Source organism: Flagellimonas amoyensis (assembly GCF_003058265.1).
In the GTDB taxonomy this organism is placed as follows: domain Bacteria; phylum Bacteroidota; class Bacteroidia; order Flavobacteriales; family Flavobacteriaceae; genus Flagellimonas; species Flagellimonas amoyensis.
In genome coordinates, this window is sequence record NZ_QBUK01000005.1 from 255,983 (window position 1) to 274,294 (window position 18,312).

The window sequence follows — 18,312 nt, forward strand, 5'->3', positions numbered from 1 at the left end:
AGGGCCGTCCGAAGAGACGGCCCATCCCATGTTTTCTTTTAATGGGATTCTCCGCTTCCGTTGTGTACGTGGTCCACGGTGAACATTCCTGAAGCATTCGTTGCTATTTGGGGCGATTTTTCCTCACTGATCATGATAACAGCCTGTTCACTCAAGGCGATTTTGTTCTCCCCGTCAAGGATGTTGCCTGCATCCACGACAAGGTGAATGATGGGGTTCATGTCGCTGCTCACCAATGCTTCGGAGCCAAGGTCCAAGGTCGTTTCTTTATAGTTGTCCAAGCTGGACCCATGGCTCCCCATGTGGATCACGAAGTCTGTGGCATCAGTTATGGTCGGGGAAGTAAAAGTACCTTCAAAATTGAGGAATTTATACCCTGCCTGCCAGGACCACACCATATTGGTGTTCTCGGCCTCGGTCAGCAGATTTCCCTGTCCCTCGGCACCTTGAAGGTATTTTTCTTGGTCTACGCCAATGCCAAAAGTGAGAGAGGTATACCTTCCGGCGGGGACATTGGTAAGGGCCACTTCGGTGTTGCCGGTTTCCTCGTTCACAATGAAGTAGCCCTCATCTTTTGGATAGGTAAAGACAGTACCGTTTTCATCGGTCAGCCTAAAATTGCCCACAATATAGGTAAGCCGGTTGATGGTCAGGGTCTCATTCTGGGAATTGGTATAGCTCGAAGTGCTCAAGAGAAGGTCATCCCCAGCCACGCTGTTGTCAAATTCGATGTGTACGGTACCGTTCCCGGTAAGATCTGTGGCATTGTCATCGCTACTACAAGAGAAAACAAGAGCGGAGAACAATAGTATAATGGATAGTTTATAGGATAATTTCATGATTTTCAATAATTAAGCGTTTCAAAACCCATGCTTCCAAGGCATAGGTTTCCAGTTAAACAAAATGATGAATGGATTACAGATGGCCGCATCCATAGTGCGATATCTGGAACTGATGTGCACAGCCATATTGCTTCATGCGTGAATGCAAGAAGTCTTTAGGTCAGTGAAATAGTGAAAATCAACAATTGGGTGGGTGGAAAATGGAACCGACAAACTGCCTGGGTCCACTGGGAATAAGGACGGGCAATACATTTTTGTTTGTTTCCAGTCCATTAAAATCAAAAAGCAGGATGTCCACAAAACCTATGGGGTACTCTTTAAGGTCTATTGCAGGAAGATTCTGCTTTTTTTCGTTCTGTTCTTCTTGGAGCATTTTGGCCAAATAACACTTTCCGTTACAGTTCATCATTGGCTTGTCCTTGTTGATACAGAGGTATTCGGCAATGTAGTCTTGGTTCACCACATACTCAAATACGGGAAGCACAGGCTTTAGCATGGCCACCATGTACAGGAGTGTGAAAAAAATGGGAAGACCGCGACTTTTCAAGCGTCAAAAGGTTTGTTTTGCAAAGATAGGCAAGAACGAGTGACCAACCGCCCATCGTTTGTATTTCAGATGAATGAATCTTTTTTTCGTCAAGAGGTAAATCAAGCCACAAGCAACTCCTTTTCCAGGGCCAAAAAATTCACCAACACCCTTTTGGAATCATAGATGGGCACTATTTTGATCTGGCACAGATAGGGTTCTCCATTTTTTCGGTAATTCAAGACCGAACCTGTAAAGCTGTGCACGGTCTTTAGTTGCTCCCGAATTTTCTGTTTTGTATCCTCTGAGGTTTGTACTCCCTGAAGAAAGGATGGTCTTTTCCCCAAAACTTGTTTTTTGGGATATCCTGTCATTTCCGGGAAACCGTCGCTTACCCAAACAATGTTTTGATGAGGGTCGGTAATGACCAATGCATCATAGGTTTCGAGTTGTATCAACTCTTCAATGGCGTTATTGGCTTGGCCTTTGAGGATGGATCTGACTTGCCTGGCATCGGCAGCTTTTCTGAATTGTTGGATCAGTTTGTGGTAGTACTCCGAATAAATATCGAAGCAAAGCAGGGGGGAGATGAATTTTTGACCTTCTACATTCATGGGTGTATGACATTTGAATTTGGGGCCGATGCACTCATCGGCCCCCTGTTGATGTTAATGTGATGGATGTGCTACCGCATCCCTGATCTGTTGGGCCGCAGAAACCATGATTTTTAGGGCTTCCTTGGTTTCTTCCCATCCCCGAGTCTTCAATCCGCAATCCGGGTTTACCCAGAGTTTGGAGGCGGGAAGCACATTTTGTGCCTTTCGCAAAAGTTCCAAGATCTCTTGGGAGGATGGTATTCTTGGAGAGTGGATGTCATAAACTCCCGGTCCAATATCATTTGGATAATCGAACTCGGAAAAGGCATCCAAGAGCTCCATCTGTGAACGGGAGCATTCGATGGTGATCACATCGGCATCCATGTCAGCAATACTTTTGATGATATCGTTGAACTCGGAATAACACATGTGCGTGTGGATCTGAGTGGAATCTTCCACGCTGCTTGTGGACAGTTTGAATGCTCCAATGGCCCAGTCCAAATAGGTTTTCCGGGCCTTTTTGCGCAAGGGCAGACCTTCGCGTATGGCAGGCTCGTCCACCTGTATGATTTTTATGCCTGCTCTTTCAAGATCTACCACCTCATCACGAATGGCGAGGGCAATCTGGTTGCAGGTTGTGGAAAGGGCTTGGTCGTCCCGTACAAACGACCATTGCAGAATGGTGACCGGCCCTGTGAGCATGCCTTTTACCGGTTTTTCCGTCAACGATTGCGCAAAGGCGGTCCAGAATACTGTCATGGGCTTGGGTCTGGACACATCCCCAAAAATGATGGGGGGTTTTACGCAGCGGGAGCCATAACTCTGAACCCACCCATTTTGGGTAAAGGCAAATCCTTCCAACTGTTCGCCAAAATATTCCACCATGTCGTTGCGCTCAAATTCGCCATGTACGGGCACATCAAGGCCAATCTCTTCTTGAAAGGTAATGGCCTTTGCGGTCTCTGTTTTTAGAAAATCGGTGTATTTCTGTTCGTGGAGTTCCCCTTTCTTGAACAGCGATCGGGCCTGCCTCACTTCTGGGGTCTGCGGGAAGGAGCCAATGGTCGTTGTGGGGAAGAGCGGCAGTTTTAGATGTGCTGCCTGAAGCACTTTTCTCTTTTCAAAAGGGGATGACCTTCGGAAGTCACTCTCGCTGAGATGTTCCACCCGTTTCTTTACATCGGGTTTATGGATCAATGCAGCGTTTTTCCTTTTCTCCGTTGAGGCCAAATTGTCTTTAAAGAGTGGGTGGGAGATGTGTTCAGGGGTTTCTGAAAGGGTTTTGAGGCTTTGGAGCTCCTCCAGTTTTTGCTTGGCAAAGGCCATCCAGTCCTTCACTTCCTTTGGAAGTGTCTTTTCATTGGTCTCCAAATCCAGATCATTGGGGACGTGCAATAGCGAACAGGACGGGGAGATGATCACTCGGTCTTCGCCCAGTTGTTTTTTTGCCCTGCGGATGTATTCCAATGATGCGGCAAAATCATTTTTCCACACATTGCGGCCGTCCACCACGCCCAAGGACAGGGATGTTTTTTCGCCAAGCTTGCCAGATTCCAAAACTTCGTCCAATAGATAGGGGCTTCGTTTCAGGTCCAGGTGTAGAGCGCATACAGGCAGGGACAAAACGGTGTCAAGATTGTCCCCAAAGCTTCCAAAATAACTGGTCAACTGAATTTTTAATGAGGGAAACTTCTCGGCGATGCCCTGATATACTTTCTCAATGGCCTGCTGTTCCCTGTCCGTCAAATCTGTAGCAAGAACGGGTTCGTCCATTTGGACCCAAGTGGCCCCGGCTTCCACTAATTTTTTCAGAAGGATATGGTAAACAGGGAGGAGTTTGGGCAAGAGGTCGAGCCTATGGAACCCTTCTTCCTTTTCCTTGCCCAACATTAAATAGGTGACAGGGCCCAGAAGCACGGGTTTGGTGTGGATGCCCAGCGCTTTGGACTCGTTGAACTCATCGATGATCTTTGTGGAAAGTATTTCGAATTGTTGATCCTTTTCAAATTCTGGGACCATGTAATGGTAGTTGGTGTCGAACCATTTGGTCATTTCCATGGCGATGACATCCACTCCATTTTTCTGGAAACCTCGTGCCATGGCAAAATAAAGGTCCAAAAGATGTTTTTGGGATTCCTTCATGTCGGAATAGCGTTTCGGAATTGCCCCCACCATCAGCGTGGTGTCCAGAACTTGGTCATAAAATGAAAAATCGTTGGAAGGGATCAGGTCGATGTCCTTTTTCTGTTGGAGTTTCCAGTTTTCCGTTCGGATGTTCTTTCCGGTCTCGAGTAGGTCCTCCAAGGAGATTTTTCCGGACCAATACTTTTCGCAAGCCCTTTTCAGCTCACGGTGGGCCCCAATTCTTGGGTAGCCCAAATTGCTTGTTTTCATTGCTAAAGCTTTTATAAAATTGAACAATTAGATAAAAGCTCCTTAGCTCAACTTCGCAATGCCTTAAAACAAGAAGAACGCAGAAGGAAATTGCCAGGGTGTTCCCGGTAAGGTTCAAACGTCCGACCTGCCCTATACGCGAAGGCACCGTCAAAATCCCAAAACATGGGAACGATATGGGCAGGTATCCTGGCTTATCCGATTTTTACCGCCTTCTCATCCTTTCGGACAATGGCTCTTATGGCAAAAACATGCTATCCCAAAATGGGATCGGACTTACAGTTGCGCGTCAGCTCGTGATTTACACACGATTCCCTATTAATCCCGACCTGTGTCGGAAACCCTTATCGTTTTGATAAAGAAATTAAGTAAAGAACTTATGGGTGTAAAAGTAGACAATATTCTGCTGAATTGGATGGATGGGATTGTTTGTGGAGAAAATCTTATGGCCGTATGACACTTATCAGCTTTTCCGCAAAGCGCACTTTTTAAGTTTGTTCCATCGATTTTTGGGCCTAAAAAAAGGGAATGTTGATAACAGTGTTGAGAACCTAAGAGGGCCAATGTGAAATCCAAGTAAAGAAAATATGAATTTTACAATCGAGCTATTTCGTGCAACTCCAAAAAGTTTTCCAAATGCATATTATCCAAATCACTAAAAGAGATTTTAGCACACAAACATTTGATTTACACAAGATTACCAATGCGATTCTGAAAGCCATGACTGCCGTGGACCATGGGCAGATCGGTGATGCGCAGGCCATCGCGGACAACGTTCAGCGCACCTTGTTGGAACGAAAGAGCAAGGACGAGCAGTATGTGCCCACCGTGGAAGAGGTGCAAGATGTGGTGGAGAACGAACTTATGAACAGTGAGTTCCACGACGTGGCCAAAGCATACATTATATATAGGAACAAGAGGGCCCAAATGCGCCAAACGGACATTTTTGAAAAGCGCATCAACCTAAAGCCTTACGAGTACCCACAATTGTACGAATATGTACCTGCGATCAGACACTCATATTGGATCCATACCGAGTTCAACTTTACCAGCGACATCCAAGATTTCAAATCTGGACTGAACGAAGTGGAAAAAAGTGCCATCAAGAACACCATGTTGGCCATTTCCCAGATCGAAGTGGCGGTGAAGAGTTTTTGGGGCGACATATACCACCGTTTGCCCAAGCCGGAAATAGGTTCGGTGGGTGCCACTTTTGCCGAGAGTGAGGTAAGGCACCACGATGCCTATTCGCATTTGTTGGAGATATTGGGTCTGAACAACGAGTTTGAGAACCTCAAGAAAAAACCTGTCATCATGAAACGGGTGCAGTATTTGGAAACGGCCCTTAAAAATGCCAAAAGCGAGAACAACAAGGAGTATGCAGAGTCCATTTTGCTTTTCTCCCTGTTCATTGAGCACGTTTCCCTCTTCTCCCAGTTCTTGATCATCATGGCGTTCAACAAGCATAAGAACATGCTCAAGGGAATTTCCAATGTGGTCGAGGCCACTTCAAAGGAAGAGCAGATCCATGGCGATTTTGGGATCGATGTGATCAATATCATCAAAAAGGAACGGCCAGAATGGTTCGATGAGGAGTACAAGGCCATGATCCAAGAAATATGCGAAGAAGCTTTCCAATCGGAGAGCAAGATCGTGGATTGGATCTTTGAGGAAGGGGAACTCGACTTTTTGCCGAAGGCTGTGGTGAACGAGTTCATCAAAAATCGATTCAACAATTCCTTGGAGAGCATAGGCATTGCCAAAATATTCGATGTCGATCAAAAACTATTGGCACAGACCGAATGGTTCGATGACGAGATCATAGGAACAAAACACGGAGACTTTTTTGTAAAAAGATCCATCAACTATAGCAAGAGAACACAAAGTATAACCAGCGACGACCTTTTTTAACTTATGGAGAACAAGACAGCCCCTCAGATCACGGAAGAAGTAAAAGACAACAAGACCCTAGATCTTGTAAATGCAAGAAAGGATGCCTTGGCCAAACTCAAGACCACAGAGGAGGACAAGGGCTTTGAATGGCTCAATGAGTATAGCCGAAGCTTTTTGGGCTCGGGCTATCTTACCGAAGGGGCAACCCCCGAAGGGCGCATCCGGGAAATTGCGGAGAGGGCAGAAGACATATTGCAGATACCAGGCTATGCGGACAAGTTCTATAACTACATGTCCGAAGGGTTTTTCTCCTTGGCATCGCCCGTTTGGTCCAATTTTGGGAAAAGAAGGGGATTGCCCATCAGCTGTTTTGGGTCCCACATCGATGACGATATGGGGAACATCCTCTACACTCAGTCCGAAGTGGGCATGATGTCCAAGTTGGGCGGGGGAACATCTGGCTATTTTGGGAAGATCAGGCACAGGGGCGCTTCGGTGAAGAACAACGGGCAAGCTTCTGGAGCGGTCCATATCATGCAATTGTTCGAGTCCATGGTGGATGTGGTGAGCCAAGGCTCTGTGCGTCGCGGCCGTTTTTCGCCCTACCTGCCCATAGATCATAAGGACATCATGGAGTTTTTGGAAATAGGGACCGAAGGAAACCCGATCCAACAATTGACCCATGGCGTCACCGTGACCAACCAATGGATGGAGGAGATGATAGCCGGCGATGAAGATAAGCGGGTCGTTTGGGCAAAAGTGCTCCAAAGAAGGGGAGAAATGGGATATCCCTATGTATTCTTCTCCGACAATGCCAACGATGGCGCCGTGGATGTGTACAGGGACAAAGACCATCGTATCTATGCCAGTAACCTTTGTACGGAGATCATGTTGCCGTCCAACGACAATTGGTCCTTTGTCTGCGTGCTTTCCAGTATCAACCTGTTGCACTACGACAAATGGAAAAATACCGATGCCGTAGAGACCATGGTCTATTTCTTGGATGCAGTGATCACCGAATTCATCGAAAAGTTGGAGGCCTATAGGGATTCTTCCGACCGTGATGACAGGCAGACTTTCCTCTTCATGGAAAGGGCCTATAACTTTGCCAAGGAAAACCGTGCTTTGGGTCTAGGGGCCTTGGGCTGGCACTCCTTGTTGCAGTCAAAACGCTTGGCTTTTGATAGCCAAGAAGCTTACAATCTCAACAATGAAATCTTCAAGGCCATCAAGGATCGTTCCTACAAGGCATCCGAAGAATTGGCCGAACGTTTTGGCGAACCTGAGGTGCTTAAAGGGTATGGTAGAAGGAACACGACCTTGAACGCCATTGCGCCGACCACTTCCTCAGCCTTTATCTTGGGCCAAGTGTCCCAGGGAATCGAGCCTATTTGGAGCAATTGTTACGTAAAGGATATTGCAAAGATCAAGGTGACCATCAAGAATCCTTATCTGATGGACCTATTGGAGGAGAAAGGGCAAAATAATGCTGAGGTATGGAAGAGTATTCGCGATATGGACGGTTCCGTGCAGCATCTGGAGTTTTTGACCGAAGAGGAGAAGGCGGTGTTCAAGACCTATTCCGAGTTGGACCAGTTGGACATCGTGTACCAAGCGGCCAACAGACAGAACCATATAGACCAAGGACAATCGGTGAACATCATCGTGCATCCCGACATGCCCACGAAGGACATCAACAAAATCCACGTAACGGCATGGAAACTGGGACTGAAGTCTTTGTATTATCAGCACAGTATGAATGCCGCTCAAAAGTTCAAGCAAAAGAAAGAGTGCTCTAGCTGCGAGGCATAACAACATCCTACTACAATTAAAAAAGGAGGTTTCGATAGTTTTCGGACCTCCTTTTTTGTTGAAACTAACTAGAAATGGATCACATGATCTTGATGTCCACTGAAGTCCTGCTCTGCCATCCGGTCTGGTCGGTCACGGAGAAGGAACAGTGGTAATCCCCGGTATCAATATCATCTGGAATGGTCACGGATATATTGATTTCATAGGAAGTCTGCCCATTTTCAATGGTGTGGTTCCCGATAAATAGCAAGGGGTTCACAGCATCTTTGATGGTCCCCAAGTCACATTGTGCCCCTTGGTCATCATGGGTGTGGTGATCAAAGTTATGGTGGATGTTCAAACTATAGGAAGCCAATGCCGCATTGTCCGTTACGCGAGCCCTGAACGAATAGGTCTGCCCCCTTTCCAAGGTTTCGCAGGTCTGTGGAAACCCCTCCGCATAGTTGATACTGATGGTGGGTCTCTCTTCGTCAATGGTGCTGTCACTACTATTCGAGCAGGCGGAAAACATCAAAACGAAAACAGCACAGAACAGATGTTTAAGAATCAATTTCATATTTGATTTTTTTTAATCGTTTGAAGATAAAGAGGCTGTCTAAAAAGGTTTAAATTGTCATTTTGAGCGCAGTCGAAAAATCTCTACTATTTTAATATCAGATAGTTGAATTCTTGAAAGATTCTTCATTTCATTCAGAATGACACTTTTTAGACAACCTCTCATGATCGTTACGATGCGGTCACATCGATATGGGTTTCATATTCCAGAATGCTCCCATCCTCGTCCTCAATAGTGAAGGTGATGTGGTATTCCCCGGCAGGAGCCGTTGCAGGAACATCAATGTGCTCATGGAACTCCGCTTCGGTCAGCTCATGGTATCCTTCGGAATAGATATTTTCAAAATCCCATTCCACTTCGCCTTCACCCACTTCAATCCCGTGAGCGTGGATATCCACAGTGATTTGGTGGATTCCGTTTACAGCATGGACTATGAACTCGGTGTGCATATCGGTACCTCTGACAACGGTCTCGCTGATGGAAATCTCGCTCAATGTGATCGGGTCCAAAATTTGGAGGTGGCCTTCTGCCTCTGTACTATTGCCCAATTCATCCGTCACGGTCAACAGCACATGGTACTCCCCAGCAGGAATGTTGGAAGGGATATCCACATGCTCATGAAAGGTGGGGTTGATGACCAAATAACTGGCATCGGTAAAGGTCTGTTCAAAGTCCCATTCCACTTCCCCTTCGCCGGGTTCCAGATCATGGGCGTGGATGGCAAGGGAAATACTGCTCACCGTGCCAGGAGCGGTGATATCTGCCTCCAAATGGATGTCGGAGCCCTTGTAGGCCACTTGGTCTTCGGAGTGACTGCTGCCCTCTCCATATTCAAAGTTGGAAATGACCGGTGCCGCTACTGGGGGTGTGCCCTCGTCATCACTGCTACAAGATTGCAACAGGATCCCAATAAAGGCAATAATCGCTAAAGGTTTAAGATTTGTTTTCATTCTTCTTTTGTTTTTGGTGTTATACTTCATTTGATTTAATTACTAAAATGGAAAGGTCATTGAAACGGATAGGTTCCTGCCAGCTTCGGGAACATCAATGAACCTATAAAAACTGGTATGGTCGTAATATTCGGTGTTGAATACATTGTTCAGTTTGATGCGCAATTCCGCTGGTTTCCCTTTTCCAAAAAGAGGGATCCCCGCAGTTGCCGAAATGTTCAATGCTTGATAGCCCTCCGTTTTTTCCTCGGGCGGGACGATTTCGTTTTGGGCGGCCGTTACCCTTAGGTCGGCCATCAATCGTGGTGATTGAAAAAAGGCCATGTCCTTGAATTGATAACTTGCAGAGAACAATCCGGACAAGGGTGGTGAAAAGGGCAATGTAAAATCCTTTTTTGGGCCACTGGTCTGTCTGGAATACACGTACTCTACAGAAGCATCCAAGCGAAGGGCATCGGTCACATTGCTGCCGACCCATGCCTCGCCCCCGTACCTGATCACCTTGCTCTGTGTGTATTCATAGATCTGTAGGGTCTCATAATAATTGGGGGTCGGGTTCAGGTAGATGAAATTTTCAAAAAAGTTGATAAAGGGACTTATCCCCAAAGTGAATTTTTCAGTGGCTTGTACCACATCAAGGTCCAATTGGTAAGATTGTTCCGGGTCTAGGTCAATGTTTCCACGTTCGTATCGGTACATGTGATAGTTCACCCCGTCTGAAGCCAGTTCGTTGGCCAAGGGCATCCTAAAACTTTTACCCAAGTTGATTTTATAGGTGGTGTTCCTGTTGAGGTAGCTCAGACCGACAGAGCCACTGAAATTGCCAAAATCCAAGCTTCTCTCACGCGCCCGTTGCAAGTAAACGCGGGAGGTGGTGCCGTCGGCATTGTCGATGGGAGTTTGGAACCAATCAAAATGCGATTGGGTGTCCACAAGGCCCACATCGTACCGGAGCCCCCCTTGAAAATGTAGGTTTTCGTGTATCCTGAAATGGTCAAAAACAAAGACACCTACGGTCAAACGATCATACTCGGGTATCAAAAAACCCCAACCGCCAATATTGTTGTCCTGATATTCGGCATTGATGCCAAAGACCAGGTCATGTTCGGGAACAGGCCGATACGTGTCCTTTAGGTTCAAGGAATAGGTGTTCTTGGTAAAGATCCGTTCCCTGCTGTCGGGAGGAGTGGGCATATACCCATGTGGCACAGGTTCCGAATGTTCCTCCCTTTGATTGTTCTGGTAGCCGAGATCCAATTGAAGGGTATGTTCCCCTTTGTAAAATGTGGTGTTGTTGGTGATCTTGAAATGGTTCACTTGGTGAAAGGGCAGGTCCACATCCCTGCTGGAACTGTCGTAATCGATGGATGAATTCCGGACCTCCAGTCCATGGGCATTGGCAAAAAAACCGTTCTTGGCGTTCACATTGCTGAAAAAGGTTTCGGACTTGATGTGATCGGACACAAAACCGACGCTGAAACTTGCATTGGCTTCCCTACCTGCCGTGTTTCTCAGGTGATTTTCATGCAGTTCAAAAATGTAGTTTTCGTAGTTGATCCGATCCGTGGGCACTTTGTAGTCGCCATAGTCGCGGTAGGTCAGTCTTCCTCTGTAGAACCACTTTTCCTTCCGCGCCTGTACACCTGTTGAAACACCAAAAAGGTCATTGTTGGTCTCTCCCAACAGGTTTACTTCCCCTCCGAAAGAGTTTGGTGCAGGAATTTTTTGGGGCTGGATGTCCACGACCCCTGCAATGGCGTCGGAGCCATACAGTAACGAGGCCGGGCCTTTGATGATCAGGATATCCTCGATTCCATACTGGTCTATCTCCAGGCCATGGTCGTTGCCCCATTGTTGCGCTTCGTGCTTGATGCCGTTCTGTACCACGCTCACCCTGTTGAAACCCAGCCCACGGATCACAGGTTTGGACTGTCCCGAGCCGATGGTGATCGTGCTCACCCCAGGGATTTTTCGCAAGGTCTGCATAAGGCTGTTTTCCCTGTTGTTTTCCAAAAATTCCTTGGAAACCCCCACGGTTATGGTGGAGAGTTCCTGAGCTTTTCGCTGTTCGGTTTTGCCCATCAGCTCCACACCATCAAGGTTGGTGACCGACTCTTTGAGCTGGACCACCACATTCTCCACATTGCCCTGTACGTCTACAGTAAGCTGTTCCGTGACATAACCGATATGGTTGATTTCAAAATGGTGACTGCCCTTGGGGATTTTGCCTATGACGAACGCCCCATTTTCGGAGGAAACGGCATAGAGGTTTAAGCCGATGATGTTGGCACCGGCAATGGGCTTTTGGGAGTTGGCATCCACAATGACCCCCTTCAAGGAGTGGGTTTCTTGTGCGGATGCTTGTGTGCACAGACTGATGAACAGCCATGCCACGAGCATGTTTTTGAACATTTTGGGAAACGATAAATTCTTGCAATTGCCTCAGGAAGAGGCTTTAACACTGTTGGTTTTCCCCTAGGTCTTTGTTGTGGAAAAGTTGTACATCAGCTAGTTTGGCTACTTTTTTACAAACCTGAGGGATGCAAGCAAAGTAGCACAGTACCAACTATGTATTGGAACCGTTCAAACCGTGAACAAAGAAAAAGGGGATGGGTTAGGCAGAAGGAGGGGGCCTTGAAAAAAGAAGGCTGGGGTCAGCGTTGCAAGAAATTTGAAAATCGTACCCAGCTTCTACTTTATGATGAAGGACAAATTCGACATTTTGGGACAATGGTTCCCCGGGGTCGTTCAGTAAAGCCGGAGTGTGGTTGTCTGTGGCAATGTTGTGGCAAATGGCACAATGGTCCACATAGTCGGTATCGTCGTCGTGGGTAAGCACGTGAAGACCAATAAGTTTCGTTGCCAGAAAAAGGGCAAGAAAGATAAAGGAGATGCTATTTTTGAGACGATTTGCCATCATATGGTCACAAACATATTAAAAAAACGGCGTTTTCTAACCGTAAACCATCCACTTGTAGTGAACTTTTGTGAAATCCTAAATTTTCAAAATTCGATTTTAAACAAAAGAAGCCTCGGTCAGCTCCTTGTTGACCACAGCTCCGGTAAAATTGCCAAAATGGACCGCATTGGCCACAGACCGCATGGGACTGGAGTTGTCGCCACAGGCATAAACCCCTTCCACGGTGGTTCGCTGGAATATATCCGTTTTGATGTACCCTTGTTCATTGAGTTCACAACCGAGGTGCACCGGGATTTGCGAATGTTGTTCAAAGGGAACGGCTGCGTACAGAGCGTCCAGATTCAGTTTTTCACCATTTTGGAAGACCACCTTTTGCATTTGGCCATTTTGATGCTCGATTTCAACAATCTCCCTTTCATCAACAGAGATATTGTGCTTTTTCAACGTGCGGGACTGTTCAGTTGAAAATAAAGTGGGCCCAGACGTCAGGACGGTCAGTTCATTGGTAAGATTGTTCACCAATGAGGCCAAATGAAATGCCCTATCTCCCTGCGCAAAGATTCCTGTTTTCTTGCCTTTGAACTCATACCCATGGCAGTAGGGGCAATGTATGACGGTTTTGCCCCAGCAATCGGAAAACCCCTTGATGTCGGGAACTATATCCTTGATGCCAGAGGCAAAAATCAATTTTTTACCCAGAAAAGACTGCCCAGATAGGGTTCTGATCTCAAATTGGCTGCCCTTTTTTACCCCTTCTGAAGCAAAACCTTCAAAAAAGTGAACAGACGCATACTGTTCCACTTGGTGTTTTGCCAATGATGAAATTTGCTTGGGCGTATTCCCATCCTGGGTCAAAAAATTATGGGAATGGGGCGTTTTCTGGTTACAGGGGTTACCACTGTCAATGACCAAGGTCTGCTTCAAAGATCGTCCCAAGGACATGGCGGCCGACAAGCCTGCATAACTTCCGCCAATGATGATCACATCAAAAATTTTGTCTTTTTCCATAGGTGGTTTTATATTGGGATGGAGTTGCCAAAATTAGAAATAAATTCTATTATTGCAATAAAGTCGCATTAATATTTTATGAAACGAAGAAACACACCCACAAAAGAGGCTGTTCTCAACTTGCTTTCCCGGACCCAGAAGGCCATGAGCCATGACGCCATTGAGCAAGAGATCGATGTGGATGCCAACAGGGCAACCATATATCGGGTGTTGAACCAATTTTGTGAGGATGGGATTGTGCACAAGGTAGTGGCCGAGGATGGGAAGCAATATTTTGCGATCTGCATGAAATGTGAAGGAAATAGCATGCCAGACCATCATTTCCACTTTCGTTGCACCAACTGCCATACCATCGAATGTTTGGGGGAATCGGTTCATTTTTCAGTCCCTAAAGGTTACGAGGTGGAAAATGTGAACTGCCTATTGACGGGAACCTGTGTGAAATGTTCACAATAAAGCTGACGTCATTTTTTTACTGAAAACCGCTCAGGTGTAGGTAAAAACAAAACAGTTGTTATTTTTGTACCACTTTTTGAAGTTTCCTAACAGAGATGGGAATCCCCCTTTTCCCTATCTGGAGTTTTAAGACCGATTTGCAACGGACAATGTCAATAACCTCTATGTGCCGATGAAACCTACTACGCAATATACCAAGAGTGGACGCATGAACATTGCCTACCAAGTGTTTGGATCAGGCTCTATCGACCTTGTTTATATTCCTGGGTGGGTCTCCAATATTGATTTGATGTGGGCATGTCCAGAACTTGTGGGCTTTCTGCAAGAATTGGGGAAAATGGCCCGTGTCATCCTGTTCGATAAGAGGGGCACCGGACTGTCGGATCGGTTGGTGGAGCTTTCCACGCTCGAAGAACGCATGGACGATATCCGGGCCGTGATGGATGCCGTTGGGTCGGAAAAGGCCATATTGTTCGGCCATTCGGAAGGAGGGTCCGTATCTGCTTTGTTTGCGGCCACCTATCCCAACAGGACCATTTCCTTGATCACCTTTGGAATCTTTGCCAAGCGCAAATATGCGGAGAACTATCCTTGGGCCCCTACGGACGAAGAACGGCAGAAGGTCTATGATATGATCGAGAACAGTTGGGGCGGTGGCGAAATGAACCTGGAATCGTTGGCGCCATCCAAGGCCAACGACAAAACATTCATGGATTGGCTGGCCAATTATTTTCGGTCTGGGGCAAGTCCCAGTGCCGCTTTGGTGCTTACCAAGATGAATACGGAGGTGGACATCATCAACATTTTGGGCTCCATAAAGGTGCCCGCACTCATTCTACAGCGCACCCACGATATCGATGTCAAAATCGAGGAGGGGAAGTTTATTGCCGAGCATATGCCCGAAGCCAAGTTTGTGGAGCTTGAGGGAAGTGATCACTTGTTTTGGGCAGGAAACACCAAGGAGGTGCTCGATGAGATAAAGAAATTCGTCACCGAGGTAAAGCCCAAGGAAAGCTATGGACAGAAACTGTTCACCATTGCGGCTGCGCGCCTTTTTGCCGCAGAACGGGCAAAACCCCACCAGCAGGAACTCATCGCAAGGTTTGTGGAGCAATATAGGGGAAAGGTCATCCAGTGTGATGGGCGCACCTTTTTTGCCACTTTTGAAGGCCCTAGCAAGGCTGTCCATTGCTACATGGACCTCTTTGAAACCGTCAGGAGCATGGACGCCCAATTGGCGGTGGGCATCCACATCAAGGAAGCCGCAGTGGACGAGGCCCACTTTGTGAGCGCTGAAACCGAAAGATTTGTCGAATCGATCCTTGGCCAAGCAAAACCCGATCAGATTTTGGTCACCCAGACCGTCAAGTACCTATTGTCCGGAGCGGGACTGAGCTTTGCCCAACACAAACCTATCTTTGACACAAAGTCCGGCGAGCCCCATTTGCTTTTTTCCGTAAACGACGACTCCGAGCCAAGAGACCAACGGGATTCTTTGGTGGAGCTCCAACTTCCCAAAAACGATTCCTTTCTTGAGAATGTCCTGCAAAGCATTGAAACCCATTTGGGGGACGAGCTTTTTGGAGTGGAGATGCTCTGTACGGAAATTGGCATTGGTGAAAGACAGTTGCAGCGCAAGCTGAAAGCGGTCACCAATAAATCCCCTATCCAGTTGATCTCTTCGGTACGTTTGCACAAGGCCAAACAGCTTATTTTGGAGAACAAGGGCAATGTGGCAGAGGTCGCATACCAGATGGGGTTCTCCAATCCTTCCTATTTTTCAAAATCCTTCAAAAAGGAGTTTGGTCTAAGCCCTTCTGATTTTCTCCAGAAGCACAGCTGATTTTGTTTCTTCTCTAAGTTTCTTACACACAGCTATATAAGGGCAATTAAGATGCTTTTATGATTTTCCCGCTCATTTTTGTCGGAAAAGTGATAGTCTGTCGGAAATATACATCGCTACTGTCGGAAATGTGCATGAATTTATCGGATTTGTGCTAACACCATGGCTTCCTGCTTTTCTATTTTTGCACCGCTAAAACATTGAAATAGTAATCGTTATGAAAATCAACAAGTGTATGCTAACCGCATTTGTACTGTTGGCTACATACCAAGTGAGTGCCCAACAGGATGGAACTACGGGTCCAATGGCAAAAAACAGAAAGCCATGGAAAAATCCAAGGCCCCAATCCCAAATTATGTTCAAGGACCATGCGCATACGCCTATTACAGGGCCCATGGCCAAGAATACCCGCCCCGAGGAAGACGCATATTGGGAGAAAGTGGAGCGGTAAGAGTTTATTCAATCAAAAAATCATCAAAAAACGAACGCAAATCATGAGAACATCAAAAAGGAACCTGTTTAAGCCGATGACCAACTCACCAGTTGGCTATGGCTGGAGCGCAAAAAGAAGGCATCGCCCCAACGTGAGGCCCATATTCAGCCTTTAAGCACAAGCAAAAATTAACTAAACAACAAACCATTAGTATGAAACATATCTGTGCGAATGCATATACCGCTGGAAAGGATATTTGGAGTATGGAAGACCTGCACCCTACGCTTATTCCTATCTGGTCACTTCAAAATACGCAAGGCAATTCCATAGGAAACTTTGATTTCTTGAATTAGTTAGTTGGTCAAGGGCCATCAAAGATGGCCCTTGTAGTTCATTTTATATCAATACCCCAAATTATGCTTACAGCTACTCAGATGGACAACCATGCGTCGGATTCCCTTTTTCGCATGTTGGACCAAGGAAAGAAAAAAACCATAGAGTCCGACCTCTTCATAGGCCAATTGGCCCGAAAAGGAATCTTGTCCGATGACCCAAGGATACAGGAACTTCTGAAAATTTTTGAGCAGAAGGAAAGTGAACGAAGGTGTCAGCCCCAATACAGCAGATTATGATGGACGCACCCCACTGCACTTGGCCGCATGTGAAAATCAGTTGGATGTTGTCAAACACCTCATCGGCCAAGGGGTCCATCTTTTTCCAAAGACCGATGGGGGAACACCCCCTTGGACGATGCCACACGATTTGGCAACAAGGAAATAAAACAATTGCTGGAGCATGCCGGAAAAACAAAGGTCAATGACAGGGCCAAGGTTCTAGCGTAACAAAAACATTTAAAAACGAATGGTATGAATACAGGAGATACAGCATGGGTGTTGATTGCCACGGCATTGGTCATGTTGATGACACCGGCCGGATTGGCCCTGTTCTATGGAGGTTTGTCCAATAAGAAAAATGTGATCAACACGGTCGGGATGAGCTATGTGGCATTTTGTGTGGCCACTTTGGTCTGGATCGTGGCAGGATACAGCATCGCCTTTGGGCCAAACGGGAACCCGATTTTTGGTTCGTTGGAGGCCTTTTTCCTCAACGGTATCACCCCGGAAGTGTTGACCGGGTCCATTCCAGAGCTGGCTTTTGTGGCCTTTCAAGGGGTGTTTGCGGCCATTGCTGTGGCCATTATTTCGGGTTCGGTCATTGGTAGGCTCAAGTTCAATAGTTGGATCATATTCAGTGCACTCTGGGTATTGGTGGTGTATGCTCCTTTGGTACGGATGATATGGGGAGATGGGCTGCTCGATTACCTTGGGGAGCTGGATTTTGCCGGCGGTACCGTCATCCATGTGAATGCAGGAGTGGCAGGCTTGGTCCTTGCCTTGATCTTGGGTAAACGAAAGGAATCCAAAGAGATCGACCCCTCTTCCACGAAACTTACGGTATTGGGATCCGCATTATTGTGGTTTGGGTGGTTTGGGTTCAATGCCGGAAGTGAACTGGCAGCGGATGGTATTGCGGCCAACGCACTTTTGGTGACCAATGTGGCGGCTTGCTCAGGAGCATTGGCCTGGATGGCCTTTGAATGGTTCAAAAAAAGGAAGCCCTCCATTCTTGGTCTTGCTTCTGGTGCCATCTCCGGATTGGTGGGCATTACCCCTGCAGCCGGTTATGTTGGGGCCGATGGTGCCTTGATCATAGGCTTGGTATCCGGTATTGTGGGCTATTACGGTGTGGTGCATCTCAAAAAGGCCTTCAAATATGACGACACTTTGGATGCCTTTGGGATCCATGGTCTAGTCGGTATTTGGGGTTCCATAGCCACAGGACTTTTTGCCGATCCGGAGATCAATGGGGAAGCCGGTCTTTTTTATGGCAACCCACAGCAGGTGATCGTGCAATTGGTGGCGGTATTGATCACGATTCTTTTCTCCCTTGTGGGCACTTTCGCCATCTACAAGGTCACAAAACTGTTGACCAGGGGCACGCGAGTGGATACCGATATGGAAATCAAAGGGATAGATGCCACATATCACGAGGAGAAAAGCTTTTCATAAGTGAAACATAAATC

The 18,312-nt window shown here is 46.8% G+C and carries 18 protein-coding genes and 1 riboswitch; of the genes, 9 read left to right on the top strand and 9 right to left on the bottom strand.

The annotated features are described in order from the left end of the window. Positions 1–38: 38 nt before the first annotated feature. The 4 genes from DB398_RS09095 to metE form a co-directional block, all read right to left on the bottom strand. A complete protein-coding gene (locus tag DB398_RS09095) occupies positions 39–839 on the bottom strand; it encodes an MbnP family protein (protein WP_108424082.1) in 801 nt (266 codons plus the stop codon). Positions 840–1,020: 181 nt separating this feature from the next. Then, on the bottom strand, positions 1,021–1,389 hold the full coding sequence (locus DB398_RS18535; RefSeq protein ID WP_234416169.1) for a hypothetical protein: 369 nt from the start codon (positions 1,387–1,389) through the stop codon (positions 1,021–1,023). A gap of 101 nt (positions 1,390–1,490) precedes the next feature. Further along, a complete protein-coding gene (locus tag DB398_RS09105) occupies positions 1,491–1,982 on the bottom strand; it encodes a PAS domain-containing protein (protein WP_108424083.1) in 492 nt (163 codons plus the stop codon). Between the two features lie 54 nt (positions 1,983–2,036). After that, positions 2,037–4,358: a 5-methyltetrahydropteroyltriglutamate--homocysteine S-methyltransferase gene (gene metE / locus DB398_RS09110; protein ID WP_108424084.1), complete on the bottom strand. Its 2,322-nt coding sequence runs from the start codon at positions 4,356–4,358 to the stop codon at positions 2,037–2,039. 162 nt (positions 4,359–4,520) lie between these two features. Beyond that, positions 4,521–4,719: riboswitch (cobalamin riboswitch) on the bottom strand. Between the two features lie 275 nt (positions 4,720–4,994). Between metE and DB398_RS09115 the strand changes: the two genes are divergently transcribed. Both DB398_RS09115 and DB398_RS09120 read left to right on the top strand, forming a co-directional pair. Beyond that, on the top strand, positions 4,995–6,269 hold the full coding sequence (locus DB398_RS09115) for a ribonucleotide-diphosphate reductase subunit beta (protein ID WP_108424135.1): 1,275 nt from the start codon (positions 4,995–4,997) through the stop codon (positions 6,267–6,269). Between the two features lie 3 nt (positions 6,270–6,272). Beyond that, complete coding sequence (locus tag DB398_RS09120) at positions 6,273–8,063, top strand: ribonucleoside-diphosphate reductase subunit alpha (RefSeq protein ID WP_108424085.1); 1,791 nt, start codon at positions 6,273–6,275, stop codon at positions 8,061–8,063. Positions 8,064–8,142: 79 nt separating this feature from the next. On the opposite strand, the gene DB398_RS09125 is transcribed toward DB398_RS09120, so the two are convergent. From DB398_RS09125 to DB398_RS09145, 5 genes are all read right to left on the bottom strand, one after another. Next, a complete protein-coding gene (locus tag DB398_RS09125; RefSeq protein WP_108424086.1) occupies positions 8,143–8,619 on the bottom strand; it encodes a DUF4625 domain-containing protein in 477 nt (158 codons plus the stop codon). A gap of 170 nt (positions 8,620–8,789) precedes the next feature. After that, positions 8,790–9,569: a DUF4625 domain-containing protein gene (locus DB398_RS09130; RefSeq protein WP_108424136.1), complete on the bottom strand. Its 780-nt coding sequence runs from the start codon at positions 9,567–9,569 to the stop codon at positions 8,790–8,792. A 42-nt stretch (positions 9,570–9,611) separates the two neighbouring features. Beyond that, the gene (locus tag DB398_RS09135) at positions 9,612–11,969 is read right to left on the bottom strand and encodes a TonB-dependent receptor (protein WP_108424137.1); all 2,358 of its coding nucleotides are present in this window, start codon (positions 11,967–11,969) and stop codon (positions 9,612–9,614) included. Between the two features lie 214 nt (positions 11,970–12,183). Beyond that, on the bottom strand, positions 12,184–12,489 hold the full coding sequence (locus DB398_RS09140) for a hypothetical protein (RefSeq protein WP_108424087.1): 306 nt from the start codon (positions 12,487–12,489) through the stop codon (positions 12,184–12,186). 96 nt (positions 12,490–12,585) lie between these two features. After that, complete coding sequence (locus tag DB398_RS09145) at positions 12,586–13,497, bottom strand: NAD(P)/FAD-dependent oxidoreductase (RefSeq protein ID WP_108424088.1); 912 nt, start codon at positions 13,495–13,497, stop codon at positions 12,586–12,588. Between the two features lie 78 nt (positions 13,498–13,575). Between DB398_RS09145 and DB398_RS09150 the strand changes: the two genes are divergently transcribed. The 7 genes from DB398_RS09150 (at position 13,576) to DB398_RS09170 (ending at position 18,298) form a co-directional block, all read left to right on the top strand. Then, positions 13,576–13,953: a Fur family transcriptional regulator gene (locus DB398_RS09150; protein ID WP_108424089.1), complete on the top strand. Its 378-nt coding sequence runs from the start codon at positions 13,576–13,578 to the stop codon at positions 13,951–13,953. 172 nt (positions 13,954–14,125) lie between these two features. Then, positions 14,126–15,796, top strand: a complete 1,671-nt coding sequence (locus DB398_RS09155; RefSeq protein WP_108424090.1) for an alpha/beta fold hydrolase — start codon at positions 14,126–14,128, stop codon at positions 15,794–15,796. Between the two features lie 217 nt (positions 15,797–16,013). Further along, complete coding sequence (locus DB398_RS09160) at positions 16,014–16,247, top strand: hypothetical protein (RefSeq protein ID WP_108424091.1); 234 nt, start codon at positions 16,014–16,016, stop codon at positions 16,245–16,247. Between the two features lie 194 nt (positions 16,248–16,441). Beyond that, the gene (locus tag DB398_RS18315; RefSeq protein WP_159076376.1) at positions 16,442–16,582 is read left to right on the top strand and encodes a hypothetical protein; all 141 of its coding nucleotides are present in this window, start codon (positions 16,442–16,444) and stop codon (positions 16,580–16,582) included. A 63-nt stretch (positions 16,583–16,645) separates the two neighbouring features. Further along, positions 16,646–16,861: a hypothetical protein gene (locus DB398_RS18320; protein ID WP_159076377.1), complete on the top strand. Its 216-nt coding sequence runs from the start codon at positions 16,646–16,648 to the stop codon at positions 16,859–16,861. Next, positions 16,824–17,009, top strand: a complete 186-nt coding sequence (locus DB398_RS18735) for an ankyrin repeat domain-containing protein (RefSeq protein WP_417935548.1) — start codon at positions 16,824–16,826, stop codon at positions 17,007–17,009. Before DB398_RS18320 ends, DB398_RS18735 begins: the two co-directional genes overlap by 38 nt. Before the next feature lie 86 nt (positions 17,010–17,095). Continuing rightward, the gene (locus tag DB398_RS09170) at positions 17,096–18,298 is read left to right on the top strand and encodes an ammonium transporter (RefSeq protein WP_108424092.1); all 1,203 of its coding nucleotides are present in this window, start codon (positions 17,096–17,098) and stop codon (positions 18,296–18,298) included. The last annotated feature ends 14 nt before the right edge of the window (positions 18,299–18,312 follow it).